The organism is Streptomyces kronopolitis (assembly GCF_050953795.1).
GTDB lineage: Bacteria > Actinomycetota > Actinomycetes > Streptomycetales > Streptomycetaceae > Streptomyces > Streptomyces kronopolitis_A.
Map to the genome: position 1 here is coordinate 14111 of NZ_CP191854.1, position 23806 is coordinate 37916.

General features: G+C 69.3%; 33 protein-coding genes. 20 read left to right on the forward strand and 13 right to left on the reverse strand.

The features are described from left to right. Positions 1–280 precede the first annotated feature (280 nt). Both ACQP17_RS34340 and ACQP17_RS34345 read left to right on the forward strand, forming a co-directional pair. Positions 281–1147 (forward strand): helix-turn-helix domain-containing protein, encoded by an 867-nt coding sequence (locus tag ACQP17_RS34340; protein WP_433860178.1) that lies wholly within the window; start codon positions 281–283, stop codon positions 1145–1147. Further along, the gene (locus ACQP17_RS34345) at positions 1144–1383 is read left to right on the forward strand and encodes a DUF397 domain-containing protein (protein WP_433860179.1); all 240 of its coding nucleotides are present in this window, start codon (positions 1144–1146) and stop codon (positions 1381–1383) included. The genes ACQP17_RS34340 and ACQP17_RS34345 overlap by 4 nt, the downstream gene beginning before the upstream one ends. A gap of 184 nt (positions 1384–1567) precedes the next feature. On the opposite strand, the gene ACQP17_RS34350 is transcribed toward ACQP17_RS34345, so the two are convergent. The 4 genes from ACQP17_RS34350 to ACQP17_RS34365 are packed head-to-tail and all read right to left on the reverse strand — an operon-like array spanning position 1568 to position 4060. Beyond that, entirely contained in the window at positions 1568–2788 is a 1221-nt protein-coding gene (locus ACQP17_RS34350) for a tyrosine-type recombinase/integrase (RefSeq protein ID WP_433860180.1), read from the reverse strand. Continuing rightward, entirely contained in the window at positions 2785–3225 is a 441-nt protein-coding gene (locus ACQP17_RS34355) for a DUF6221 family protein (RefSeq protein WP_433860181.1), read from the reverse strand. Before ACQP17_RS34355 ends, ACQP17_RS34350 begins: the two co-directional genes overlap by 4 nt. Further along, positions 3222–3563, reverse strand: coding sequence for a hypothetical protein (locus tag ACQP17_RS34360; protein WP_433860182.1), 342 nt, complete (start codon positions 3561–3563; stop codon positions 3222–3224). The genes ACQP17_RS34355 and ACQP17_RS34360 overlap by 4 nt, the downstream gene beginning before the upstream one ends. After that, the gene (locus ACQP17_RS34365) at positions 3560–4060 is read right to left on the reverse strand and encodes a hypothetical protein (protein WP_433860183.1); all 501 of its coding nucleotides are present in this window, start codon (positions 4058–4060) and stop codon (positions 3560–3562) included. Before ACQP17_RS34365 ends, ACQP17_RS34360 begins: the two co-directional genes overlap by 4 nt. 202 nt (positions 4061–4262) lie before the next feature. On the opposite strand from ACQP17_RS34365, the gene ACQP17_RS34370 reads away from it, so the two are divergent. From ACQP17_RS34370 to ACQP17_RS34410, 9 genes are all read left to right on the forward strand, one after another. After that, positions 4263–4679, forward strand: coding sequence for a hypothetical protein (locus tag ACQP17_RS34370; protein ID WP_433860184.1), 417 nt, complete (start codon positions 4263–4265; stop codon positions 4677–4679). A gap of 138 nt (positions 4680–4817) precedes the next feature. Next, on the forward strand, positions 4818–5288 hold the full coding sequence (locus ACQP17_RS34375; protein ID WP_433860185.1) for a hypothetical protein: 471 nt from the start codon (positions 4818–4820) through the stop codon (positions 5286–5288). An 87-nt stretch (positions 5289–5375) separates the two neighbouring features. After that, the gene (locus ACQP17_RS34380; RefSeq protein ID WP_433860186.1) at positions 5376–5672 is read left to right on the forward strand and encodes a hypothetical protein; all 297 of its coding nucleotides are present in this window, start codon (positions 5376–5378) and stop codon (positions 5670–5672) included. A 55-nt stretch (positions 5673–5727) separates the two neighbouring features. Further along, a complete protein-coding gene (locus ACQP17_RS34385) occupies positions 5728–6243 on the forward strand; it encodes a hypothetical protein (RefSeq protein WP_433860187.1) in 516 nt (171 codons plus the stop codon). Continuing rightward, the gene (locus ACQP17_RS34390; protein WP_433860188.1) at positions 6236–6679 is read left to right on the forward strand and encodes a hypothetical protein; all 444 of its coding nucleotides are present in this window, start codon (positions 6236–6238) and stop codon (positions 6677–6679) included. Before ACQP17_RS34385 ends, ACQP17_RS34390 begins: the two co-directional genes overlap by 8 nt. Next, positions 6676–7284, forward strand: a complete 609-nt coding sequence (locus ACQP17_RS34395; RefSeq protein WP_433860189.1) for a hypothetical protein — start codon at positions 6676–6678, stop codon at positions 7282–7284. Before ACQP17_RS34390 ends, ACQP17_RS34395 begins: the two co-directional genes overlap by 4 nt. Before the next feature lie 97 nt (positions 7285–7381). Then, the gene (locus tag ACQP17_RS34400; protein ID WP_433860190.1) at positions 7382–7639 is read left to right on the forward strand and encodes a hypothetical protein; all 258 of its coding nucleotides are present in this window, start codon (positions 7382–7384) and stop codon (positions 7637–7639) included. Continuing rightward, positions 7636–7950: a hypothetical protein gene (locus ACQP17_RS34405; protein ID WP_433860191.1), complete on the forward strand. Its 315-nt coding sequence runs from the start codon at positions 7636–7638 to the stop codon at positions 7948–7950. The genes ACQP17_RS34400 and ACQP17_RS34405 overlap by 4 nt, the downstream gene beginning before the upstream one ends. 221 nt (positions 7951–8171) lie before the next feature. Continuing rightward, positions 8172–10130: an FtsK/SpoIIIE domain-containing protein gene (locus ACQP17_RS34410; protein WP_433860192.1), complete on the forward strand. Its 1959-nt coding sequence runs from the start codon at positions 8172–8174 to the stop codon at positions 10128–10130. 87 nt (positions 10131–10217) lie between these two features. Here the strand turns inward: ACQP17_RS34410 and ACQP17_RS34415 are convergent, their stop codons facing one another. Beyond that, the gene (locus ACQP17_RS34415) at positions 10218–10454 is read right to left on the reverse strand and encodes a hypothetical protein (RefSeq protein ID WP_433860193.1); all 237 of its coding nucleotides are present in this window, start codon (positions 10452–10454) and stop codon (positions 10218–10220) included. A gap of 68 nt (positions 10455–10522) precedes the next feature. On the opposite strand from ACQP17_RS34415, the gene ACQP17_RS34420 reads away from it, so the two are divergent. The 5 genes from ACQP17_RS34420 (at position 10523) to ACQP17_RS34440 (ending at position 13659) form a co-directional block, all read left to right on the forward strand. Then, positions 10523–11005, forward strand: a complete 483-nt coding sequence (locus ACQP17_RS34420) for a hypothetical protein (protein WP_433860194.1) — start codon at positions 10523–10525, stop codon at positions 11003–11005. A gap of 90 nt (positions 11006–11095) precedes the next feature. Continuing rightward, on the forward strand, positions 11096–11746 hold the full coding sequence (locus ACQP17_RS34425; RefSeq protein WP_433860195.1) for a hypothetical protein: 651 nt from the start codon (positions 11096–11098) through the stop codon (positions 11744–11746). Between the two features lie 179 nt (positions 11747–11925). Beyond that, on the forward strand, positions 11926–12882 hold the full coding sequence (locus ACQP17_RS34430) for a hypothetical protein (protein ID WP_433860196.1): 957 nt from the start codon (positions 11926–11928) through the stop codon (positions 12880–12882). Further along, on the forward strand, positions 12882–13151 hold the full coding sequence (locus ACQP17_RS34435) for a hypothetical protein (RefSeq protein ID WP_433860197.1): 270 nt from the start codon (positions 12882–12884) through the stop codon (positions 13149–13151). The genes ACQP17_RS34430 and ACQP17_RS34435 overlap by 1 nt, the downstream gene beginning before the upstream one ends. A 94-nt stretch (positions 13152–13245) precedes the next feature. Next, entirely contained in the window at positions 13246–13659 is a 414-nt protein-coding gene (locus ACQP17_RS34440; RefSeq protein ID WP_433860198.1) for a hypothetical protein, read from the forward strand. 55 nt (positions 13660–13714) lie between these two features. Here ACQP17_RS34440 and ACQP17_RS34445 read toward each other — a convergent pair whose 3' ends face one another. After that, entirely contained in the window at positions 13715–14488 is a 774-nt protein-coding gene (locus ACQP17_RS34445; RefSeq protein ID WP_433860199.1) for a hypothetical protein, read from the reverse strand. Positions 14489–14613: 125 nt separating this feature from the next. Here ACQP17_RS34445 and ACQP17_RS34450 point away from each other — a divergent pair, with 125 nt between their 5' ends. Next, on the forward strand, positions 14614–15042 hold the full coding sequence (locus tag ACQP17_RS34450) for a hypothetical protein (protein ID WP_433860200.1): 429 nt from the start codon (positions 14614–14616) through the stop codon (positions 15040–15042). Then, the gene (locus ACQP17_RS34455) at positions 15042–15785 is read left to right on the forward strand and encodes a hypothetical protein (protein ID WP_433860201.1); all 744 of its coding nucleotides are present in this window, start codon (positions 15042–15044) and stop codon (positions 15783–15785) included. Before ACQP17_RS34450 ends, ACQP17_RS34455 begins: the two co-directional genes overlap by 1 nt. Before the next feature lie 111 nt (positions 15786–15896). On the opposite strand, the gene ACQP17_RS34460 is transcribed toward ACQP17_RS34455, so the two are convergent. Further along, on the reverse strand, positions 15897–16655 hold the full coding sequence (locus ACQP17_RS34460) for an AbiV family abortive infection protein (protein WP_433860202.1): 759 nt from the start codon (positions 16653–16655) through the stop codon (positions 15897–15899). 119 nt (positions 16656–16774) lie between these two features. Between ACQP17_RS34460 and ACQP17_RS34465 the strand changes: the two genes are divergently transcribed. After that, positions 16775–17221 (forward strand): hypothetical protein, encoded by a 447-nt coding sequence (locus tag ACQP17_RS34465; protein ID WP_433860203.1) that lies wholly within the window; start codon positions 16775–16777, stop codon positions 17219–17221. A 76-nt stretch (positions 17222–17297) separates the two neighbouring features. Here ACQP17_RS34465 and ACQP17_RS34470 read toward each other — a convergent pair whose 3' ends face one another. The 5 genes from ACQP17_RS34470 to ACQP17_RS34490 all read right to left on the reverse strand — a co-directional run bounded on the left by ACQP17_RS34470 (position 17298) and on the right by ACQP17_RS34490 (position 21824). Continuing rightward, positions 17298–18140: a hypothetical protein gene (locus tag ACQP17_RS34470; RefSeq protein ID WP_433860204.1), complete on the reverse strand. Its 843-nt coding sequence runs from the start codon at positions 18138–18140 to the stop codon at positions 17298–17300. A gap of 291 nt (positions 18141–18431) precedes the next feature. Beyond that, positions 18432–18992 (reverse strand): hypothetical protein, encoded by a 561-nt coding sequence (locus ACQP17_RS34475; protein ID WP_433860205.1) that lies wholly within the window; start codon positions 18990–18992, stop codon positions 18432–18434. Between the two features lie 7 nt (positions 18993–18999). Further along, positions 19000–19203 (reverse strand): hypothetical protein, encoded by a 204-nt coding sequence (locus ACQP17_RS34480; protein ID WP_433860206.1) that lies wholly within the window; start codon positions 19201–19203, stop codon positions 19000–19002. 210 nt (positions 19204–19413) lie between these two features. Next, positions 19414–19794 carry a hypothetical protein gene (locus ACQP17_RS34485; RefSeq protein WP_433860207.1) on the reverse strand — a complete coding sequence of 127 codons (381 nt, stop codon included), beginning with the start codon at positions 19792–19794 and terminating at the stop codon, positions 19414–19416. Positions 19795–20057: 263 nt separating this feature from the next. Beyond that, a complete protein-coding gene (locus ACQP17_RS34490) occupies positions 20058–21824 on the reverse strand; it encodes a hypothetical protein (protein WP_433860208.1) in 1767 nt (588 codons plus the stop codon). 67 nt (positions 21825–21891) lie between these two features. Here ACQP17_RS34490 and ACQP17_RS34495 point away from each other — a divergent pair, with 67 nt between their 5' ends. Further along, positions 21892–22455, forward strand: a complete 564-nt coding sequence (locus ACQP17_RS34495; RefSeq protein ID WP_433860209.1) for a hypothetical protein — start codon at positions 21892–21894, stop codon at positions 22453–22455. A 245-nt stretch (positions 22456–22700) separates the two neighbouring features. Here the strand turns inward: ACQP17_RS34495 and ACQP17_RS34500 are convergent, their stop codons facing one another. Beyond that, entirely contained in the window at positions 22701–23726 is a 1026-nt protein-coding gene (locus ACQP17_RS34500) for a hypothetical protein (protein WP_433860210.1), read from the reverse strand. Between the last annotated feature and the right edge of the window lie 80 nt (positions 23727–23806).

The following is a 23806-nucleotide window of genomic DNA, read 5'->3' on the forward strand; positions in this document are numbered from 1 at the left end:
GTGGCCGACGGAGACAGGTTCCGGATCGGCTTCCGCAACTAGCTTGCCGCGCGCGCCAGTTAACATTCAATGGAATCCCCGAACGGGTACTCATTGGCAAGTGCCAGTTAGCGGGCAGGGGGTGTTGCAGAGGGGACAGGCCGTGCCAGACTCCCGACAGCGCCCTCTTTCTGACGGACAGGCACCCTGTTTGCAGGGACGTGGGCTTCGATCTAACGGACAGCGCACCGAAGTGAGGGGACAGGTGGCGGCGAGGCGAGGACCGACGTATCTGCGGGTCATGCTTGGCGAGGAGCTGCGTGAACTGCGTGAGCGGAAGAAGAGGCATGCCGAAGAATCGGCGGGGCCCGACGACGAGGTGGACTCCTACACCGCCGAGTCCGTCTCCACGAAGCTGGGCTTCTCTCGATCGAAGCTCAGTCGCGTGGAGGCCGGGGAGATCCCGTTGCCCAAGCTGGCGGACCTCGAAGCGCTACTGGACCAGTACGACGTCATAGAGCCCAATGACCGCGATGTCCTGCTCCAGATGCAGCGCGATTCGCTCAAGAGCGAACCCCTGACGACCTTCAGGAATGTGCTTCCATCCGGGATGCCGCGGTATCTCGGCCTTGAGCGTGAGTCCATCCGCATCCGGGGCTTCGAAAACAACGTGGTGCACGGCCTGCTCCAGGACAAGGGGTACGCGAACGCGCTCATGGATTCCGCCAAGATTGTGGAAGAGCGGACGACCGACGCGGTAGAGCGCAGCGTGCTGGCCCGCATGACGCGCAAGACCCTGTTGGACGGTGATCGCGAGGTACACATCATCCTGACCGAGAACACGCTGCGCACGAAGATCGGCAGCTCCGAGGTGATGCGCGCCCAGTACGCGGAGATCATTCGCCTCTGCGAGCGAGACAACGTCGAGGTGCAGATCATCCCCGAAACCCTGTCCACCTACCGTTCGGGATTCAGCTTCACGGTGTTGGAGTTCGATGAACTGGGTTCGGTCGTCCAGAGCGACGGCCACCGATCCATCACCATGTGGTCGAAGCCCTCCGATGTTGGGCAGTACCAGCGGCAGTTCGATGCCATGGTAAAGGCGGCGCCGGGGCCCTCCCAGACGCCGTCAATCCTGATGGAACTCGAAGAGAAACTGTGGAAATGACCCATCACACGAAGCCCGTTCCCTCCACGGAGTTCGCACCGGAAGGGTCGTGGTTCAAGTCGACCTACAGCGACCAGGGCGGTGGCAACTGCCTGGAGGTTGCCGACCGAGGTGCCAAGGTTGGCGTCCGTGACTCCAAGGACAAGAAGGGCCCGGCCCTGAGCTTTCCCCGCGCCACCTACACGGCGTTCATCGGCATGGTGAAGTCTGGCGATGCCGACGGCGTGGCCGACTAGCGGCCCCGTTCCTGTATCAAACGGATTGTGGCGTGGCCCTCCCCAGGGGTTTTGGGGAGGGCCACGCCACAATCCATTCATCGTGCCGCCCTGGTCACGGAGTCACAAGGGCGCACCCCGAGCATACGTGCGAAACGGATGTTGCCCCTTCGCCACGCGGAACGGGCGGTCGGAGATGGCTGGATCACCGCTCATCCGGCGTCGTGGCTCGGGCCTCCGCGACCGCTGCTCGGGCGGGGCCGCCGTACTGCGGGACCGTATCGAGCGGGTCGCTCGTCCCTACACCGTGGCGACGGTCATAGACCGTGTCGGCGGTATGGGAGCCGTCCGCCCACCGGCCGGCTCGGTTCCGCTCGGCGAGCGGAACGCCCTTCTCGGCCATGTCGGTGTTCGCACCGGCCCGCCAGGAGTGGGAGGTGACCTTCTTGCCGTCGATGTACGGCACCCCTGCCTGCTCAGCGATAAGTTGAAGGCGCTCATTGAGCGAGCCCGGCCGCATCCGGGTACCGCGCTTGCGGTTCGCCGGATAGGAACGGAGACCGCCCTTCACGGTCAGGGCCCGGAAGGTCGGCTGGTCGGGGCCATCCGCGCCGAGCTCGCGCAGCACAGCGAACCAGGCGCGGGCGCGGCGCACGAGCTGGAGGTCGGCGCGGTCGTTGATGAAGCGGCCGGCCCCCTTGCCCGCCTGGTCCGTCTTGGACGTGGCGGTGGTGACATGGATGCCGGTGTCGTAGATCCGCAGCCGCTTGTTGAGCTGGTCGGCCAGCTCGGACTCCCGGTGCAGGTTGGCGTAGGCGAGCACCACCAGGAACGCGTCCCGCTTGCCGATGTTCGTGCTCTCATCGATCGAGTCGAGAATCCGGACGGTGTACTCGATCGTGGCCGCAGCCGCCCGTTCAACCTCGCCGCCGGCCTTCACCCATTCCTTCTTCCAGGCGCGCAGGCGGCCCTTGAAGCGGCTGGGGTCGGGCCGGTAGTCCATCGGCTGATCGTTCCAGATGCGGGACATGTACTGACCGACGCTGTCCGGCTTGAACTCCCCGGCCTTACCCCGGCGGATGAGGTGCAGCCCGTACGAGGTGTACGTCGCAGTGGTGCACGGGTTGGCCAGCCTCGGCGGGTCCTGAGCCGCGCACCACTCCTCGAAGGCGCGGATCGTGGAGTCGCGGTTGACGATGGTGTTCTCTGCGAGGTCGGGCTCGTCCAGGTCGGCGACGTCCTCGGCGGACAGCCGGAAGTCCGCATCCGTCCAGGCGGGCCGCTGGTTCGCGAGGGGCGGCAGCTCGTTGGGCCCGAGCATGGTGTGCTGGGTGATCAGGTAGCGAGGTCCCCGTTCGGCCGCGGCCGGTCCGGCCTCGCCGTCCCGCACCAGCTCAGCGCGTACGACCTCGACCTCCGTACTCACATCTCCTCCGGCGGCTCGTACTCCGGGTGGTCGGGGTGGTCGATAAACGGCGTGGCGAACTGCTGCACGACCATGCGGAGCGGCCCCACCAGCGGGGCCTTCTCGTCGGCGATCTGCGCCTTGAGCAGGTTGACCAGCATCAGCTTGGCCAGGAGATCATCACGTGTGCGCTGCGGCTGGTTGCGGACGATGTGCATGGCCGTGGCCTGGTCCACGAAGTGCCCGGAGCCGGTCAGGATCGGCGCGAACACCCGGCCGCCCATCCCCTGCACGCCGAACCGGCGCGCGCCCGGCTCGGTCAGCTCCCACCAGCCGTGGGGGGCGAGGGCGCCGGCGGCCTCCAACTCCTCGGTGACGCGGGCCTCCAGGAAGGACGCCCACTCCGCGGCCGTCACCTCACCTTCGGCGGTCGGTCGCTCGGGTCGCTGCTCGGTCACCGCCGGGCCTCCGCGGGGAAGTCCGGGTGGTCCGCCCACCGCTTCGCCTCGTTGCGCATCCACTCCAGCTTGCGCACGGCACCGACGATGTCCTGCTTCTCCATGCACGCCTCGGCGTACCCCATCGCGTAGCCCAGGGCCTCGTGGAACAGCGGGGTCACCACCGGCGTCTCCGCCGCGCGCGCCCGCAAGAAGGAGTGCAGGGCGGCCAGTTGAGCGCTCATGTCCGCGTATGCATCGACGTTCGGCCGCTCGGGCGGCGAGAGGGGGGAGGGCGTGGCGGGGGCTGTCGTCGGCTCGGGCCGGTGGCCTTGGGGGCTGTATCCACGGCCGTTCACGCCTGCTGCTCCTGGTGGTTGACGGGGTTGGCGCACTCCGGCGAGGGCTCGCCCACGGGGGTGAGGCACGTGCGGCACAGGTCGAGCCCGAGGCCACCCAGCGGCGTGGCCGCGTCGCCCTGCGGGTCGAGGTCCGTGACCTTGATGCGGGTGCTGGTCTTCCCGTCGCCGCCGGGCAGATTCCCGTCGGCCATGACTCGGCCGAACGCCGCGACCCACTCTTCCGCGTCGGCCGGTTCCGGCAGGCTGTTCGGCACCGGCTTCATGACCGCGTACATCTCGACGGGGTGCTCGATGTGGCCGAGGTGTGCGAGGCGGTCGGCGGGCGGGACCGGCTGCTCCTGCCGGGCGACGCGTCCGTCGCGCTGCTCCGGCGTGGCCGGCCGCCAGGACGTCGGCGGGTGCTCCCACTCGCTCGCCCGGCCGGTGTTCATGCCCGTACCCATCGGCCGCTCCGCACGGTCATGCTCAGACCCGACATGCTCGTTCTCGCTCACGCGTTCCCCTCCCAGCAGGTACCGGTTATTCCAGGGAGAATACCCGGTAAGGGTGCCCTAAGTGATCTCTAGTCACCCCACCCTATCGGCCACCAGTGACATCCCGCGACCGAAACGCCTTACGACGTAACTCACCCTTACACCTACCCGATGACATAGGCTGGGATCAGTTCATCGGGTGAGTTCTGTCGGAAGGATCAGGATGCGATTGGTCATCGAGGGCGGATCGGCCGCTTTCGAGGAGAAGCTGCTCGCGCTCTTCGCCGAGCACCGCGACGAGCTGACCGTCGAGGCCGACCGGGAGTGGACCGTCGAGCGCGCGAAGGACTTCGTCCGCATCGCCACGCCGCCCGTCCGCACGCTCGTCAACGACGTGCTGTACGGCGGGGGATACCGCGCGGCGAGCGACCTGCGCGACATGGGCCGCGACCTCGCGGGCCCCTCCATCTCCCTGTCGAAAACCCTGACTAAGGGCGTGGTCGACGGGCTGTGGCCCAGCGGGATGCCCGCTCCCGTCACGGCGGACTACGGCCGCGAGAAGCCCCAGAACAAGAAGGTCGAGGGGTACCGGATGGCGGCCGAACTCGTCCCCGTCTTCACCGCCGCAGTGGAAGGCTGACCCCATGCAACAGGAGCACGAGCAGAGCAGCACCCCTTGGCGTTGCGAGGTGCCGTGGCACTCCCACACCGGGGCCGAGCGCGGCCCAACTTGCCGCCCAGACAGTGCCCTTCACCCCGAGCAAGAGCGAGACGAGCAGTGAACGACGACGACACCCTGAGCCACTTCGAGTACGACACGAAGCCGTTCACCACGACCGAGCTGGCCGCCATCATGGACTACCGAAAGGCCATCGACGGCATCCCCGAAGCGATCACGGAGACGGACCGGGCGGCGCTCGACACGGTGACGAAGGCGTTCGGCTCGGAGGCGTTCCGCAGCCTGGCCGCAGACCACTGCGACGCCCTCAACACCTGGTACCTCGCGCTCGACCAGGCCCTGGCGGAACTGCTTACCTGTACCACCGAGTCCACCACGTACAGCACCGCCGCCGCGCGGTTCCTGAAGGCCGCGGCCGAGGAGTACCACCCAGGCTCGGCGCCACTTCGAGCACACGCTGACAGTCTTCCTCCTCGCCCGGGACACCAGCCCTCTCACCGGGAACTACCCTCCGGCCACCAGCACCCTGAACCTGTCGATGCAGGCCCTGGAAGGCCCGGCGTGAGCTGACGTCCGCGCCCCCTGACCTGCAACTTCACACTCCAGCCCGCCGTGCGAGCAGCGGCGGGCTGACAACGCTCCGAAGGAACCAGACGCATGACGGACAACCTGCCGCACTACACCGACGACCCGCTGATGGACGAGCCGCGTCGCGAGCACCAATTGATCCTCGAACCGGTCGCCACGGGGAAGACGCTGTTCGGCGCCGACTCCAAGCGGTTCGCCGCCGGCTGCAAGGCGGGGGACTGGATGGACCCCAAGCACTACGACTACAACGGCCCCGCCGAGGGCTTCGACCTGCACATGCAGGACGTCCAGGCGAAGGTCCACGCGGAGACCGAAGCCGCGCGGGCCGGTGAGGATGAGCGCCCCAACGACAGCCCGGAGGCGTGACGTGGTCCGAATGAGCGAGGTAGAGGCCAGGCGCTACCCGAGCCTCCGAGCGCGCTTGGACGCTGCACGGAAGCCGGTGCAGCTCCCCAGCCAGCCGAGGAAGAGCGCACCCCGCAAGGCTCCGGCCAGCGCCCCGTCCACGTACGTGGTGTGGGACCAGGCGAAGGAGGTCGGCGGCACCGCCCACTGGGTGCTGAAGCTGCCCGCGATGGACCTCATCAACGCCAACGAGGTGAGGCGGTGGCACTGGGGGAAGGAGCGCCGGGTGGCCGCGAAGATACGAGAGGTCGCCGCCGTGCTGGCCCGGAAGGAAGGCGTCCCGCGGCTGGAGCGGGCGCGCGTCGTGTATGTCGTGCACCCGAAGGCCGGCACCCGGGTCTTCGACCCGTCGAACTGGTCCCTGACGGCGAAGGCCGCCGTGGACGGCCTCCAGGACGCCGGGGTGTTCGAGGACGATAACGCCGCGGTGGTCACAGGAGTTGACCCCCGTGCAGGGGAGCGCCAGAGCGGTGCACACATCATGATGTCGCTGGTCATCATCGACCAGGGGGAGGAGAACGCAGGTGCTTGACGAGAAGACCGCCTGGCAGCGCGCAGCAGGGGTGTTCGAGGAGTCGGGGCTCCGCACGCAGTTGGTACCCACGTACGCGGACGCACTTCTGGCGCTGCGGGATACGGAGATCGCATCGCGCCTGCGCGAGGCTGGGTTCACTGAGGCTGCGGCCCTGATCCAGCCGGACCCAGATCTGGTGGACGCCGCGTGGGGTGAGGAACCCGGCGAGGAACTGCCCGCGGACGATGCCACCGACGGGCCGCCCCCGCGTATCCGGATCTACGTCGGCATGGCCTCCATCGCGGGCAGCACGGAGACGTACGAGCTGGCCCCGGAGGAGGTACCCCCGGGGTGGCACCGCATGTCGGACGACCAGAAGGAGGCCGTCATGCAGCCGATCGTGAAAGGCCACATGGACAACGTGATCCAGGCCGGATGGGGAGAGGGCGAATGAGCACGTTGTCGCCGATGCAGCGACGCCCGGCGCCCGTAGACAACGGCGCGAAGTCCGCCGTGCCGCACGGTTCCCCGGCACTGTGGGGTGGGGAGCTGGCCGCCCTCTACCGGGACGCGTCGTTTCTCCGGAGCCCCAACACTCGTACGGACAAGCAGGCGCACGTTGCGGTGTTCTCCACGGGGCTGACCACCCGTGGGGGCGGGTCGTTGGGCGGCCTCGGGGCAGCCTGCGACCCGGGCAGGATCATGCTGAACGAGGACTTGTACTTCGAGGCGTGCCAGGTCGGGAAGCTGGCGCGCTGCCGGCGTCGGGCATGCCAGTCATTGTTCGCGGCGGCCGACCGGCAGCGGTCCGACCTGGAGCACATCCGGTCCTACTACCGGCTGGAGCAGCGGATCGGCGTGCGCGTAGACCTTGGTCTACGCATCCGCCACGACGGCCGCCCGGGAACCATCATCGACACCGACGGGCAGTACCTCGTCCTGCGTCGGGACGAGGAGAGCTACCCGGTCAAGGCCCACGCGACGTCAAGCATGGAGTACGAGGGCCCGGACGGCTGGGTGCCGGCCGTGCCGCTTCCCGACCCCTACGCCGCGGTGTAACGCTCCTGCGGGCCACTCCGTCTATCCCGTGCACGGCCCCCTGCGTCGGCGCCCGCCGACCCGTTGTTCATGCAGGGGGCTGTGCTCTGGGGAGACGATGAGCACAGCCACCGATACGCGCGCCGCTGTCCTGCGCGAGGCGTCCCTGACGATCTGCGGGCGCCGCGAGGGCAAGACGAAGGCCTGCACCTCCTGCCTGCGGAAGGCCGACGCCGCGGTCCGCATGGCCACCCGGCCGGACCTGAACACCGCCCTCCTTCCGCGGCTCGCTGACGTCATATGTGGGTCCGCCGGCCACCCGTGCCCTGACTGCTGGGAGAAGGCCACCACGCTCCTCCTGGAGCTGCGCCCGTGACGTTCGAGTTCGGCCCGCTGGTCCGCGCCCGTGTCGTGGTCGGCGACCGCGAGTTCACGGCGCAGAAGGCCATCGTCGGGGCCACGTGGGAGGACTTCCCCCTTGAGCTTCGAAGGACCGTCGTTCGCTGGCTCAAGGCCATGCTTCACAGCCACGACGCCGTGTGCATGTGGTGCGCGGGCCTCTCGATCAGTGAGCCGGTCGCCCCGTGCCGTACGTGCCCGCCTATCCGGTTGACCGTGTGGGACGGCGAGCGGGAGACCGAGTTCACCGACGATCAACTCTGTGGTTCTACCGATCAAGCCGGGTAGGCTTCAGCCACAACTACATCCCGGGTATCGGCCCGGACCCGCCGCGGCGCACGAGCAAGCGCCCTGGCGAACGCTCCGAATTCGACCAGAAGGGCATAGCTATGCCTCGCGCCTCCGTGATCTCTTCCGGCATCGGCATCTCCGTCTCGACGTGACGTGACGACCCCTCGACCTGGGGTTTTCGCCGTCATCCACGTCACGTCACTTCCCGGGAGACTGCTGTGCCTCCGCACGACTCGAAATTGGCGCGCGCCGCGCTGGGAGCCGCGAGCGCGTTCGGCTCGGCCTGCCGCTGGTGCTCGCGCCGCCGCTACGAGGTCGCCCCTGGGGCCGCGTCGGCGACCGTGACCGGCCTGTCGTGGCTTCATCACCTCGACGGCGTCAGCATCCCTGAGCACATCGTCTACGGGGCGGCCACGGTCGCCGCGGGCGCGCTCACTGCCGGGGGGCTGAAGTACAAGCACAAGGGCATCGCGACTGCCGGAGCCAGCGGCGCCGTCGTGATGGCCGACGCGTGGATCGGCGCCGGCCTCGGCCCGTCGGTGCCGTCCCTCCTCGCGAGCGCGCTGGTGACCGGCGGCGCGTACGTGCCGTACGTGCGCTGGCTGGTGAAGTCGCGTCAGGACCGGCTCGCGCTCCAGGTGAAGGCCGCCAAGGCGGGCGTCCTCGCCGAAGGCCTGGGCGACAACGTCCTCGCGCCCGGCCTCACGGGCTCGACGGCGGAGGAGACCGCGCTCCTGCGGGCCCTGGTCGCCCTGCTGTCCGTGCCCGCGGTCGACGTGACGTCCCTGGACTACACCCCGTTCGGGTGGCGGGCGGTCGTCGTTCTTCCCGCCGGCCGGAACACCTCCCCGCAGAAGGTCATCGCGCGCAAGGACCAGCTCGCGACGAACCTCGGGCTCGGCGGGAAGCTGCGCCTGGCGAAGGGGGAGAAGGACAACGAACTGATCGTCTCGCTGTACGAGTCCGACCCGCTCGCCGCGCCCATCCCGTGGCCCGGCCCGTCGACCAAGACGTGCCTGGACCCCGCGGTCCTCGGCATGGACGCGTTCGGACAGCCCGTGCTGGCCCCGCTCCTCTACAACCACGTCCTCATCGGCGGGTCGACGGACAACGGCAAGTCGGGCGTCCAGAGCGTGCTCATCGCCTACGCGGTCGCCTGCGAGGACGCCGAAGCGCTGCTCATCGACATGAAGCCCGGCGCCGTGGAGTTCGGGCCGTGGCGGGACAGTGCCCTCGCCCTCGCGGACACCCCGAGCCGGGCCATGCAGGTACTCAAGGGGGTGTGGTCCGAGGTCGAGCGCCGCGGTGCGCTGCTCGCCTCGCTGGGCGAGAAGAAGTGGATACCCGGCAAGCACGGCCCGGCGTGGTTCGTCTTCATCGACGAGCTGGCCGAGCTGGTCCGCCGCGTGCCGCAGGCCGCCAAGCTGATCGAGTCGCTGCTCCAGGTCGCTCGGTTCGTGGGCATCACCCTGGTGTGCGCCACTCAGTCGCCGTCGAACCGCGTGTTCGGCGGGTCCACCGACGGCCGCCAGCAGTACCAGCTCCGCATCGGGCTCGGCGCGAAGGAGTCCACCACCTCGAACCTAATCTTCGGCCCGGGGGCGTACGGCGACGGCTGGTGCCTCGACGAGTTGGACGCGCCCGGCAAGTTCCTGCGCTGGGACCGCGAGCACCAGGTCCCGGTCGAGGCCCGCGCGTTCTGGATGACCGAAGAGGACGTCGCGGCGACGAACCACCGCTACGCCCCGGCGGTGGAGAGCGAGGCCAGAGAGCACCCGGAGCACTCGCCGGACCCCGAGGACGACCCGACGCCTCCGAGGCCGCCCTCTGGCGGTCCTGGGGGCGGTCGCCCGGCGCCCCGCCCGGTGCTGCGTGCCGTGCCGACCTTCCCGGACGGTTCGGAGATCAGCGACGAGCGGCACCTCGCCCTGTGGCAGGCGATCGAGAAGGCGGGCCCGAAGGGCATCACGGTCGACGACCTGGTGGCGCTCGACCTGCCGCAGTTCGCTGCGCGTACGTCCGTGAACGGGCCGATGAGCCAGTGGAGGAAGAAGGGGTGGGTCGAGGAGGCGGGGAAGCAGGGCCGGGCGATGGCGTTCCGGACGGTGCCGCGGCGGCCGGTCGCGGAGCTGTCGACGGCGGAGGAGGAGGCCGAGCCGGTCAAGGTCGGCGGCTGAGCCGAAGCCCGTGACGCTATCCGTGCTCTGCGCGTAGAGACGGCCATACCGCCGGCCACGGGTGCAGACGTCCCCGCGGCCGGTGGCCTAGAAGCCTGGTGGGCGCAGTTGGTAGTCCGAGCACTTGCCGGGGTCTCCCCACGATGTCGTGTGCGCCTCCGTGCTCCCGCACCAGGGGCACGGGAGCACAGGGCGGCCCTGGGCGCCGTCGATGCCGCAGTGCCCGGCATCGCCGAACTCGGCACTGCTGTAGACGACGATGGCCTGGCGTCCGCAGGTACACAACTCCCCGGATGCGGCGCTGCGTTCCGTCGAGTCGGTCATGCCGGAAGTCTGCCAGAGGAGAGGGCAGTTCCTGCTCAGCGCCGTTGACGTCGTGGCATGATCTCGCCATGACCAAGGGGTGGGGAACAGGCGTGGCGTCCGCGCTGCTCGTGGGCGCGGCGGCGGTCAGCGTGACCGGGTGCGGCGGACAGGCCGACGCGGAGACCACGCAGCCGGCCGCGAGCGCGAGCCCGGCGAAGAAGGCCGCGAAGCCGGTGAAGGCGCAGTGGGACGAGACGATGGCCTGGTGGGAGACCCACGACATCGGGTGTCTCGGGGGAGCGGACGTCGAGGGCAACCCCGACGGCTGCGCGGTCCGCGTCCAGGACTTCGTGGACGACGTACGGAAGATCCGCAAGGCGATGAACCGGGATGCCGCGGCGCCGAAGGGTTTCTACACGGACGCGTACGTGATCGTCGACAAGCTGGAGACGTACGCGGGTACGCCGAGCGGGGAGGACGACACCGAAGGGTGGCTCGCCGCCCGGCCGTTGATCTGGATGCAGGGGCAGGCCCTCGATAAGTGGATCACGGCGCACCCGTTGCTGTAGCTCGGTCGTTAGGCAGCGCAGGGTCGTTAGGCAGCGCAGGGCGCGCCTGCGCCGCTCTTCCTATCAACCTTGAAAGAAGGTGTATCAACCTTGAAAGAAGAGATTGAAAAGCCCGAGGAGCGCAAAGCCGAGCGCAAAACCTATTCATTCGCTATTGACGTTCAGCACGCGTCCCGCTTTACGGCAATTCGCAAGAAACAGCGTCGAGCAATGGCGGACTGGGCGTCTGAATTGGCCCACAACAGCAAAGGGAAGATCACCCGCGCGACGGCCCGCCTGGAGGCGCGCCGTCGGCGGCCGGAGCTGTGGCCCACGCTGGACGAGTACGTGGAGCGTGCAGTGCGGCAGCGGCTGGCCGAGGACGACTTGGCCGGCCCGTGGGAGCCACTGACCCCTGCTGAGGTAGAGGCGGCGACGCTGTCCGGGCGGGGGATCGGCAAGAACTACCCGGGCTACCTGATCACCCGCGCCTACGATCTCCCTCCTTCGCTGGTCAGAGCGTTGCGGACGGCAGCAATCAGGGTGAGTGAAGGGCCGTTGGCGGAGCTGGAGGAGCTGGGCCTGCTGTACAACTCCCTCGACTACACGATGGAGGAGCAGGAGCAGCGGACCGAGCTGGTGGAGAAGGTGTTCTCCGCCCCGCGGATCGTTCGCCAGGCGCTGGAACGGTACGGTCCGTGGCCGCCGGACGAGAGGCCTCCCTCCGCACCTCCGGAAGACCCCAAGCCCTCGGCCGGGTGAGGGCCCTTCGGGGCAATTCTATCAACCTTGATACAAAGAACGGCGCAGCGCGCGCACAGATATAGGGGTCTCTAATTCGCTTCACTAACCCGCTCGTGTGCATTCTTTGATACGACTTGAATAGCGTCTCTCGTGAGGCTAAAAATGGTTTCAGGAATGCACCAGAGGAGGCGTCCCCCTTGCCTAGTTCCGTCCCGCCGCTCCCCAACCTCATCCGATACACCCGCTGGGACCAGGTCCCGGACGGCCTGCACACCAGGACCCAGCTCGGCCGGATGGACCCGCCGCTCAAGCCCGGCGCCGACCCGGTAGGTCAGGTGCTCTACCACGGCAACAGCTACGCCCCGTTGTACGAGGAGAGCGCCGCCGTGCCGAAGCGCCGCACCTCGCCCGCGCAGCGCGCCGTTCTCGACCGGGCGCGCGAGTTGCAGTACCAGTGCCGGCGGTGCGGCGTCATCGAGGAGGACCCGCTCGGCAAGGGCAGGTTCTGCGACCCGTGCCGGTACGCGATGACGATGTGGGGCCAGCACGAGCAGGCGCAGGCCCTTGCACGCGAGCTGGTCGCCGACCCGGCCGCTGTGCTCCTGGTCGTGGACGTCGAGCCCGACTCTCTCCCGGAGGCGCAGAGCGTCGCCGTGGTCTCTGTGTACGACAGCCAGGTCCTGTACGCCGCCTCGGCGGGGGAGGACGGCAGCCCCGAGCGCGCCGCGGTCCTCGACCGGCTCGATGCGCTCCTGGCGGGCCGCCGGGTGGTCGAGGAGCCCGACTTCATGGGTCCGTCCAGCCGCTACCCGCACGCCCTGCTGCGCCTGCCGAACTCCGGGCCGGTCACCTCAGGCCGGGACCCGCTGCACCCGTGGGCCGCGCCCTCCTCGGCGGCCAACGACTCCGTCACCCGGATCTGGGCCGGGTGGTTCGGCTGGACGGACCGCCACTCGTCAACGACCGCGTGCGCCCCCTGGGAGTGGAGCGGCGACCTGCCCATGCCGTGGTCGCGCTCCCTCGACCCGGCGGCCGACGGGCTGTCGATGGCCGGCCTGCTGCACCGGATCGCGGACGGCACCGAACCGGTGTGGGAGCGGGCCGCGTGGACGGTCGACGGCTACGGCGTCGGCCTGCCGGAGGTGAGCGCCTGATGTCGTCGCTTCGCATCATGGACTCCGACCCGGGCAAGGCCCGGCGCACGGCCGCCGCGGTGCAGCGGGCGCTGGAGGCGTCCCCCGAGGTCGTCGTCGGCAACGTCTCGGAGAGCCCCAACCACAGGGACGGCGGGCTCCGGGTCTTCATGGAGGTGCTGCTCCTGGAGGCCCCGGCCGCGCGCGGCAACGTGGACCAGGAGGTGACCGTCGAACGCACCGACCGGCCCCGGCGGCGCGCCTCCCGGCGCGAGTTGCCGCGCGGCTGACCGGGAGCCCGGGACGCAAGCACTGCTGGCCCCGCACTCTTCCCCGGCTCGCCACTCCCGGCGGGCGTTCCCCGAGGGAAAGAAGTGCACGCGCATGACCAACTGGACCCCGAAGCTCACCAACGTCGCCGGTGTCGACGGGACCTCCGGCACCGGTCGGTACGTCTCCGCCAACGGCATCTGTGTCTTCACCGCGCAGATCGTCGCGAAGAAGGAGACCGCGGCGGCCGACGCCGGCGGCTTCGGCCTGACCCTGCCCGTCCCGGCCGCGGCCGGCTGCCGCTACGTCTTCTCGGCCAGCCTCGACGGCCGAGACGCGGACAACGGCGTCTGGACCGGCGAGGCGCAGATCTACGCCGGATCGGACGGCACGAAGATCGACCGCATCCGGGTCACCGGCACCTCGAACGGCGCCGCAGTGCAGAACGTCGGCCACCTCTACGGTGACGCCGAGGGCGCGACCGAGGCGGAGATCATCACGGTGACGGGCTCGTACCCGACTGCCTGATCCCCCACGAGCGGCGGGGCCGACGGAGAAGTCTTCCGTCGGCCCCGCGGCCGTTTCAGGACTGGGGGGCGCGGCCGGCGGCGATGACGGTCGCGGTGAGGTCGTGGCACTCCTGATCGGTGAGGGTGAACCCCACCATCGGCCCGTGCTCGGGGAGTTGCGGCGCGGCAGGGATGCCCAGCTCGACCAGGCGCCGGGCATTGCTGGGGGAGAACCACGCGGTGAAGAGGCCATCGGGGTGCTGCGCCCACGTCGCCGTGGTGTAGAGGATGCCCGCGCGCCGCTCCAGGGCGAGGAGCAGCCGTTCGCTCGCCGCCTGGGGACCGTCCTTGACCGTGCGGCCGTCGATGATCGCGTCCTGACGGGCGTGAATGGCGTCCCAGTCCGGTTCGACGACGGTGGGCTTCGGCTCGGCCCAGTGGCAACGGATGCCGCGCGTCCACCGCAGTCGGCTGTCGCAGTCGGCGACGGACACCTTGATCTGGGACTCCTTGGACAGCTCCTCGGCGAAGCGGGCGCCGGTGCGCGCGTGGAGCAGGTCGTGGATGCCGCGGCTGCTGACGTACAGGGCGAGGAAGCAGCCGGCGGGGGTCGCGTCCAGGCCTTCCACGTGGATGTTCAGCATGAGGCGGTGGAGTGCCGGGTCCGTGTGCCGGTTCTCGGCGGCGCGCGCCTTCACGGTGTTCCAAGCCGCTTCGACGCTCGCCGCGGTGACGCGGCACGTCACCTCGATCGCGTCGGGGTCGCCGTACTCGGCCGCGGGCAGATGCCACCGCACGGCCTCCGGGGTCAGCGGCGTCAGCAGGTGCGGCGGCACGGTGTCGAGCATCGGGAGGGCCCTCTCAGGACGGCGGTGCACCAGCCTACGGAGGAGAAGACCGGATTGTGTACTCGGTCCGGATCGTGCGTGGAAGACTGGCCGTTCCACCGGACAGCAGCAGTGAAGGGCCCGCGATGACCGATCAGCCCCGTCTCTCCGAACTCCTGGGCGCCACGGACCGGGAGGCCGTGCTTGCCGAGGACTTCGCTTACGTCCTCGACCGGATCTCCGCGCTGGTCGGGTACGCCGAGGACGGGAACTGGCGCAGCGTGCACGAGAAGATCGGCTCCCTGAAGTCGGCGCTCGACACCTTCGACTACAAGATCAGCGAGCCAGTGACGTACGAGGACGGCGAAAAGGGCTCGGTGTACCGCGAGCCGATCGTGGACACGCACCGGACCGTGCAGCTCATCACCGCGTTCGCGCAGCGCAGCGGCGGGCGGCTCGGACCGACGCTGTTCCCCATCGCCAAGTTGGAGAACGAGCAGGCCGTCGCGCAGATCCGCGCCGACGAGGAGCGCAACCGCCGCTTCAAGCAGGACCTGTTCGGAGACGACGCCTGATGGCAGCGGTCCCGCGCCGGGCGGAGCGGCTGCGCAAGGTCGCCTGGAAGCTCACCGAGCAGTACGGACTGCCGCACAACGGGCAGATCGAAGCCGAGCTGGACGAGTACGCGCGGCCGAAGCGGTGGACGTTCTTCTGGCGGGACGGCCCTACCGAGACGCAGGTCCGGCGGGCGGCGGCGAAGCTCGACAAGGAGGCCCTGGACGAAGTCGGCTACCGGCGCGAGTACAGCGACACGGCGTACGCGGTCGCCGCGATCCGGTTCCTGCGCGAGGGCGAGCCTGGGGAGGACGCGTTCCACGCGGGCGTCAGCGTGTACGACGCCCGCTGGCTCCTGGACACGTTGAAGAACCCCGACCCGAGCGACGACCGTGAACGCGCCATGGCCGCGCGCCTGGTGAAAGCCTCCGAGCGTCACTCCTCGGCGTTCGGCGACGGTGACTCGATCTGTCGCGAGGCCACGGAGAAGGGGCTGTCACCGCTGCTGCGGGGCGAGGACGCGCCGCCTCTGTCGCCGATCGAGTTGCTGACCGATCGGTACGCCAGTGGCCGAGCGAGCGCCTTGTGGATGCGCAGGCTCATCCCGATGACCGCCCTGGAGGCGTTCGCTGCCGTCCAGGCGGACGAGAAGGCGTCGTCCGAGCACGTTACCGCCGCCCTTTCCCTGCTGCCCGAGCTGCACGCGGCGCTCGACACGGCGGCTGCGTCTCTTCAGGCCCGACTCTCTCCAGAAGAGCAGTGATCGCGCCGTAGAGTGACCGCAGGCCCGGTACCGCATCCCCCGTCGGTACCGGGCCACTTGCGTCGTTGAGCCTGGACCGAGGTGTAAGGCACGGCGGAAGGTGGGTTGAGCCTACTCGTCGCTGGTCTGCGTCACGGCTGCCGGCACGGCGCCGGTCGCGGCGATCCCCTCAGCGAGAGTGGCACCGAGGAACCCCCGGAACTTGGCCGGCGGGAGCACGTCGTCACGGACGAGTGCCCGTATGTGTGCGAAGCACTCTTGCGGGTCCGTCTCCAAGTACGCTTCGAACGCGGCGACGTCCACCTCGCTCTGCCACTGACGGATGTAGTCCAGGTAGCGGTCCGGCTCGGCGACGGCGGCCTCGGCGGGTTCTGCTTCGGCGAGCGCGGTGGTGACGGTGGCTACCATCCACCTGGCCGCGGCCTCGTCGATGGTGTCGGGCTTGAGCAGGGCGCCGGTGTTGGTGTAGTCGACGTAGAGACCGCGGAACTTCACGGCGTTGGTCCGGCGGGCGGACGTGATCACGGCCTCTGCAAGCTCTTCGAGGCTGGCCGGTACCTCTTCGGCGGTCATTGCCAGGACCAGGTGCGCGAACATCGCCTTCGCCTGGTGGTTGGTGAACGCCTTCTCAAAGTCGGGGCGGAACTCTTCGCGTTCGGTGGGGGACATGATGAGCAGCGTCATGCACAGAGCCGCTTTGCCGATCTCTTCGAGGGCCAGGGCGCCGATGGCAAACGACGTCGGCCACTGGTGCCCGTTGAGGACGGCCTGGGCGCTGGCGAGAAGGGCGCGCGCGTTCGTGAAGGACGCGGACGCGATGTCGACGACCGTGCGTGCCATCAGGTCCGGGTCGTCGGGGAGCTTCGCCATTCGGCAACTGTTGCAGGTGAGGGCCGATCGCAGCACCTCTTTTGCCAATTATGGTCGAGGGTGGCCAGTTGGCCCGAGAACCTGCCTACCGGCCCGGACGGGGCCACTACGCTGCCGCCATGACGCACCAGGACGACACTTTCGACGCGACCGACGAGGCCCCGGCGCGGCCCGGCGCGGCCCAGATGATTGGCAACGCGCTACGGGCGCTCCACATCGACCCTGACGGAGGCGGCGCCATCGAGCGCCCCGCCATCGCGGCCGGACGCCTCCTTGCCGCAGCCGAAATCCTCGCCCACACAACCGTGTCCGTCCCGGGCGACCCGGACGGCCAGCAGAGTACGGACGACCTGATGCACGGCTTCTACGGCACGCTCGTTGCGTTCAGTGCCGGGATGCCTGCGGGTGCCTCCGCGGCCCTGCGCGGCGCGCTCCTGGAGGACCGGCTCCGCCGCGCCGAGAAGCAGGCCGACCTCACCGGCGAAGAGGCCGACCAACTCGGCTCTGCGCTGAGCATCGCCCTCGCGGAGACCCGGCGGCTCCGTGCAAAGGGCGGCGTCCTCTGAGTCCCGCACGGATAGGGCCGATCACCGCCATTTGTGGCTGGTGACAGGGTTCTTGCCGGCGCCCCCAGTTGCTGCTCTACGGGACCGGATCGGTGCGCAGGGCGCTGGGGCGTACGGGGCGGCCGAGCAGGTTGAGGACCAGGCGGCGGTGCGCGGAGTGCAGGGTGCGCACCGCGGCGGGGCGCAGGCCGGGTGGGGGAGTGTTCTCGCCGTCACGGGGGCGGCCGGGCTGAGTGGGAATCCACAGGTGCCCGGGGTCGGTGCCCTGGAGGGAGGAGGCGATGATGCCGGCGCGCTGGCGCATCCATCGGCTCAGCACGCGGGCGGTGTCGGCGGACAGTGGGTGGGGGCCCTCGTCGAGGAGGATGCGCGGGGGGTTGTGCTGGAGCTGGACATCGTCGGTGTGGAGCTGTGCGAGCTGGGCGACGGTGTGGCTGGTGTCGGCGACGAGTGCGGCGAGGGCGGCGGTGCGCACGGCAACGGGGGCGGTGACGCCGCGGCGTTCGACGGCGAGGCGGCGGACGACCTGGTCGGCCTCGTCGGGGTCGAGGTGTTCGCCGGTGGTGTTCGGGGGGACTTCCAGGCGCCAGGGGGCGCCCAGGTACTCGGCGAAGACGTTGTAGGTGATGATCCGGACCCGGTCGGAGGCGGCGGCGGAGCGGGCGTTGGGGCCGGAGAGGGTGTTGCGGCGCCGTGTGCGCCCGGCTGCGGCGTCTTCGAGCCAGGCGTGGGCGCGGGGAAGTTCCATCAGCTCATCGGCGCTCAGCGTGACCCTTGCGCCCTCGGCGTTCTGGGCGTGCTCCAGGTACTCGGTGAGGAAGGTGCCGCGCACGCGCCGGGTCTCGTACGCGAACTGGCGGGAGCGCAGGTGTTCCAGGAAGGCGTCGATGGCGGCGAGGGCGGTCCTGGGCTGGGTCACGTCGGTCAGCGTACGCAGAGAGAGGCCTGGATGTTTTTGGTAACAGCAAACTAGCACCCGTCAGCCGCACGAAGGGCCCGTCGTCCGGGTGCGGCGTGAGCCATGGTTCGTGTCGGACCAATCCGGTCCAACTTGGTCCGGTACGGTCCGTCCCGGACCCTGAACCGGCCCGCAGGGAGGGGTAGGCCCGGCGGGTGTTTAGGCGCTAAGTTTGCTGTTACCAAAATCTGTGTGCACGCCCTGTGCCAGAGAAGAAGGCCCTCCGGTCGGGGGGCCTTCTTCGTGTCCGGGTCAGCGCAGAGCGGCGCGCGCCTTCTCCAGCTCGTCCGTGGTCACGGTGCCGGCGTCGCGCAGTCCCGCGGCCTCCCACGCGGCCTTCGCCTTCTCGGCGTTTCCGCCGGCGGCGTCCAGGAGGACGCCCTTGGCGATGTTCACCGCGATGACACCTTCGCCCACGTCCATGAGGTGGGCGACCATCCGCACGGTCTTCTGGCGGCCGACGGACTCGTTGTACCGGTACACCAGCACCCAGCGGCCGGTCAGCGACCGGGCCCGCTCGATCATCTGTCGGCCCCGGTCGGTCTCCTGCTGCTCGGTGCGGATCTCCTCGGCGCCGTCGGCTGTGCGCAGCGTCAGCAGACCGCGGCGGCTGGACTCCTCGATCTCGACCTTCTCCAGGAAGGCGACGAACTTCGCCGCGCTCTCCAAGCGCGCCACCTCCTGGGCGGCCTGGGCAGCGATCAGGTGCAGGTCCACGGCCAGGCCCTGCACCCGGCGGGCCCAGGGGGCTTCTTCTCCGGGCGGGCAGGGGCCGGCGGCCTGGGCGGCGGCGGTCACGAGGCTGTAGTCCACGCCTCCATCATCGCCGCTGCTGCGCGGCGCCGGCCGCGGCTTCCTCGTACCGGCACGCCGGGCAGACCGGGCGGGCGTTCGTGCCGTAGCGGGCGGTGAGCCCGCCGCAGGCCCGCACGCACGGGCCGACCTGCTTGGAGTAGCAGCCGAGTTGCGCTGCTGCGGATGCCGCGGGCGTTGAAAGGGGCACGCGCTTGGAGGCCTCGGTCATGCACTTGAATCTACGCCGAGGGTCTGACAGTGCCGCTCGACACAGCCCTGTTATCCGCGGCGACGAAGCCCCGGAGAGTACAAACAAAGGCGTTGGGGATCGGGCAGTCGGAAGCGCCTGGCGAAGCGATATCGCCAGACGCTTGGGTGGTGCCTGCGGAAGGGGGAAAGATCCTCCCGCAGGCCGGTCACTTCGAACTGGCGGCCAGAGCTATCCGGAGGCTTCTCCGGCTCCCCCTTCCTCCGTCGGCGTGATCCGCTTCGGCTTGGCTGGCTTGCTCCGCTTCGGCTTGGCCCGTTTCTTCCGGGGAACGAAGTTCACGCTGCGTATGCCGCGTCCAACGTTCCGCCAGAAGGCCCTTGCGATCTTGGCGGCTCCATCACTCCAGTTGGCGTGCTTGCGTGCCAGCTGGGAGCAGAAGAAGAGGTAGGCCAGCCAGGCGATCACCATCAGAGCAGCTAGGAGCACGACGGCCGAAAAGACGTTCATCGGGGGTCCGTCCGCTGCGACAGCCCCCGGCGTACGGCCGCGCAGCATCGTTAAGTGTTGCTCGCGGTCGAGACAAAGTTCGAGGCTTGTCTCGGAGGGCATCTGTCGACTCACTGAGCCCGATCGGCGGCCAGCGCCGGGAACCGGCGCGCCCTACCCCTCGTCGTCTTCACCTCTGCCACCGCCGCCAACCGCTGCTGTAACCCGTACCGAGGTGGAGCCGTCGTACTCGCAGACTGGGTGCTGCGCCTCGTTGGCTCGGATGCCCGGTGGGCCCTTGGCAACACGATCCGCACAGGTGGCTGGTTACAGCCTACCCCCGGGAGACGAATTTCCGGAGGGAAATCCTCCGCTTTTTCAGATGATCAGGCGATCAGTCCGCGGCGGCGGATACCGGGCTCGTAGACGGCCAGGAGGATGCCCTCCGCGCGGTCCGGAGACTTCATCCCGCGGGCCTTCATCTGCTTCTTGCTCTCCACGACGGAGTGCCCGCCGGCGTTGTTGCCGAGGTTCGGGGTGGTGAGCTGGATGCCGGCCTCGCGGTCGACGCGCAGGCGCAGGCGTCCGGAGCCGGTGGCGGGGTCGGGCTGGAGCAGCGCTCGCGTAGCGAGCCACATCTCATCCCTTTTGCGCCAGGGCCTCATGACGGCGCCCGGGTCGTCGCGGTCGGGGGCCTCGGAGACCATCACGCCGATGATCTCCGAGTCGTGCTTGCCGTTCTGGCCCCAGACTTCGAGCATCCCGACGGCGCCGTGGCCGAGGCCGTTCTTGTCCACCTTGACGTGCACCTTCGCGGTGGAGCCGAGGGCCTGCGCCAGACGCTCGGCGGCGTGGATCTCCTCCAGGATCTTCTTGGCGACCTTGACCTGGTTGTCGTTGGCGGCGCCGCTGGAGTGGTGGCGATGCTCGATGGCGTCGCCGACGATCCGGTAGATCGTGAATTCGTCGCCGCCATCAGCCGCAACGTCCACGCCGAGGCGGACCCAGGAGCCGCGCTTGACTGTGTGGGTGGCCTTCTCGCCTTCCAGACCGAGGTCGCACAGGCGCACCCAGCCGGGCCCGTTCGGGTCGTCGTTCTTCTGGGCGTCCTCGACCCAGGTGACGGGGATGACCTTGCCGCCGCCGCCCTTCGGGAAGCGCGCGAACACCTTCGCTTCGACGTACGGGTGGTCCTCCCCGTACTCCCGGATCGTGCGGTCCACCCAGTCCATGTCCGGCAGGTGGAGCGCGAGGGAGTGCTTCGGTACGCCCGCAGGGCAGTCGTTGCAGTAGGGGACGCGTTCCTTCGTGATGGCCGGGGAGTCGAACGTCGCGATCGGCACGGTGACGGTGGTCGGCTCCTCGGGGCTGTCCCCTTCGTCGCACAGGCCCTCGAACCAGGAGCGCGGGTCGTCCGCCGGCGGGTTGCCGATCGCGAGCAGCCTCGCGTCGCCCGTCAACAAGTTGTTCGTGCCGTTGCCGATGCCCCGCGCGATACCACCGGCCTCGTCCACGACGATCAAGAGCTTCGGCGTGCCGTGGATGCCCTGCATGGCCGCTTCGTCGCCCTCGGGCGCGGTGAATCCATACGCGACCACCACGTCGTTGCCGTAGTTGTCGGGCATCTTCCACTGGGTGGTGTCACACCATCCGGGCAGGCCAGCGCGGGCGACCGTCTTCCTGATGTGGGGCCACAACTGGTTCCTGACCTGCCGAAACCGGGTCGCGGTGGTGACGATGACCATCGTCCCGGCGGGGTTCACAGCCCCGGCCCACGCGACCAATCTTCCAGCGATCCAGGTCTTCCCGACGCCGAAACCCGCGGGGACCGCGATCCGCTTGTAGAAGGGGACCGCGTCCACGATCTCGCGCTGCTTGCTCCAGATCGACTCCCCCAACACGTCCTCGATGAACCCGGAGGGCGTGTCGTGCCACAGGCCGTACATGGTGCCGGTCTCGCGCTCGACCTCGGTGAGTACGTGCGCCAGGTCCGAGGGGTCGAGCGTCTTGATCGCTGCTCGGCGGGCCGGGACGGGTGCGCGGAGCAGCATGTCGGCGATGCTGGCGGCGTCGTTGGAGCGCACACCCTGGCGCTGCTCCTTGGAGGCGTGGGCGGCGGCCACGACGGGCGTGTGGGTGTTCGGGGCAGCCATGGAGGCACGGTGCACGGGTTTGGGCGTTACCGTCCCGGGGCGTGGGTCGGGGCTCGATCATGTGGCCATGGATTGGATATCCCCGGTCTCGGGTCTGGTCGGTGCTCTCATCGGCGGTGGGGTTTCGATGTACGGGACCCGGATGACGTTGAGCACGCAGTTGGACGCGCAGTATCGCCAGACGCATCTGGACTTGGAGAAGGCGGCTGCGGCGGAGCGGGGCCGCATCACGGATCTGCTGGCGCCACGCCTGGTGGCTCTCATCGATCATCTGCGGGAGTGGCAGGAGCGGCCCGCCACGGACCCCGAGAGACCGCACGCTCCTGAGTACGCGGGCTTTAACGCCGAGTGGCGTAGACGGTTGATGGATGCGCAGTTGGCAGCGCTGGAGATTCCTCGGGATGACGTCCGCGACCTGTTCACCGAGGCGTTCGAGAGTTTCCGGTGGTGGCGATCGAGCACCGCGGCGATCGATCCCCTCCACGGGCCTTTGGAGTCGATGGAGGACGTGATCGAGTACCTGGTCATGTGCTTGTTCGCGTTTCGGCGAGACGTTCCGGTGCCAGAGCCCACGGACGGGATGAAGATCGCCCGCAGAAGCTGGGAGGCATGGCGAGCTGAGATGCAGTAGCGGCTGCTGGAAGGCCTGCGGCCCCCGTCCGGTCTCGTGCCTCCGCTGCGGCCACCGGGGGGAGTTCGGTGGGAGCGACGCACGATCAGGGACGGGGGCCGGCGGTTGGAGGTGGGGCGGCCCCCGGGGGGGATGGGGGCCGCCCCGTGTGGGGTGGTGACCTACCTCGTGAGGGGTGACTGAAGTCCCTCACCGCCATAGACGGAGTGGCGCCTCCAGGCGTTACAGGTCTTCCGGAAGATTCTTCAGCGGGGGTTCACGACGCGGTGCACGACCGACACGTCGCGGTCGATGAACTCGGCGATCCGCGTGTATCCCCACTCGTACGGCGTGGCGTTGAGGACCAGGATCGCAGCGTCGCGGATCTCGACGGCCGCGGAGTGCCGGGCCTCTGCCGCCTCGTACGCCGCGGCGATCTGCGGCAGCTCCTCAGCGGCGCCCTTCAGGAACGGGACACCCGCGTCGCGGGCCGCGGCTGGCTGCTGGGGCCGCGGCGGAAGGTTGGCGTCCCGGGCGAGCCCGAGCGCTCGCTGCTGCACTCGCACCAGGCCCTGGCGGGAGATGCCGGCGGAGGCGTAGACGGCGCGAGCGGTGGTGTAGAAGGCGAGGCTGTTCAGCGCCTCATCGCGCTCGGGGAGCAGCGCGGCCTTCTCCTCCTCGGCCTGGTCCACGGCTTCGGCGGCCAGTCGCAGCCGCTCCTCGGGGCCAGCCGCGAGGGTGGCGAACTCCGCGCGGATCTCCTCGGACGCCGTTCGGCGGATCTCGTCGAAGTCGGGTCTCTCCACCGCGGCGACGCGGACACGGCCGCCGGCGGTGCGGACCGCTTCGTGGGCGGCCTCTAGGTGGGTGAGGGCGGCGTCGCGGCGTGCCTCGGCTTCCTCGTAGCGGGCCGCGAGGGTAGCGGCCTGGTCGAGGAGGTTGTCCGGGTGGGGGAGGCCTGCGTCCTGAGCGGCCTGGGCCCGGTCCCTGGGCCACGGGGCCGGGGTGTAGGGGTCCTTGAGCAGGCCGAGGGCGGCGCCTGCGATGCGCTTCATCTGGTTGTAGCCGATGCCGAAGCGTTTGTGCAGGTTGGGGCTGGGCTCGTACAGCGCGGAGGCGGCGATGAGCTGGTCACGCTCGCTCTTGATCGACGCGAGTTCCATGTACGCCTGATCGCGGAGTTCTTCGGCGTGGGTGCGGCGCTGGAATGGGTCGTTGATCCCTGCGAGTTCCCGGTCAACCTCGGTGGCTGCGTCGGTGCGGAGCTTGTCGTAGTTGATGGCGCTGCTCATGGCAGTGTCCCGTTTCCCGGGGCGCGCCCGCGGGCGCTGGTGGCAGGGGCCTCCCCTAGCCGTTCATCCTTCGGCGGAAA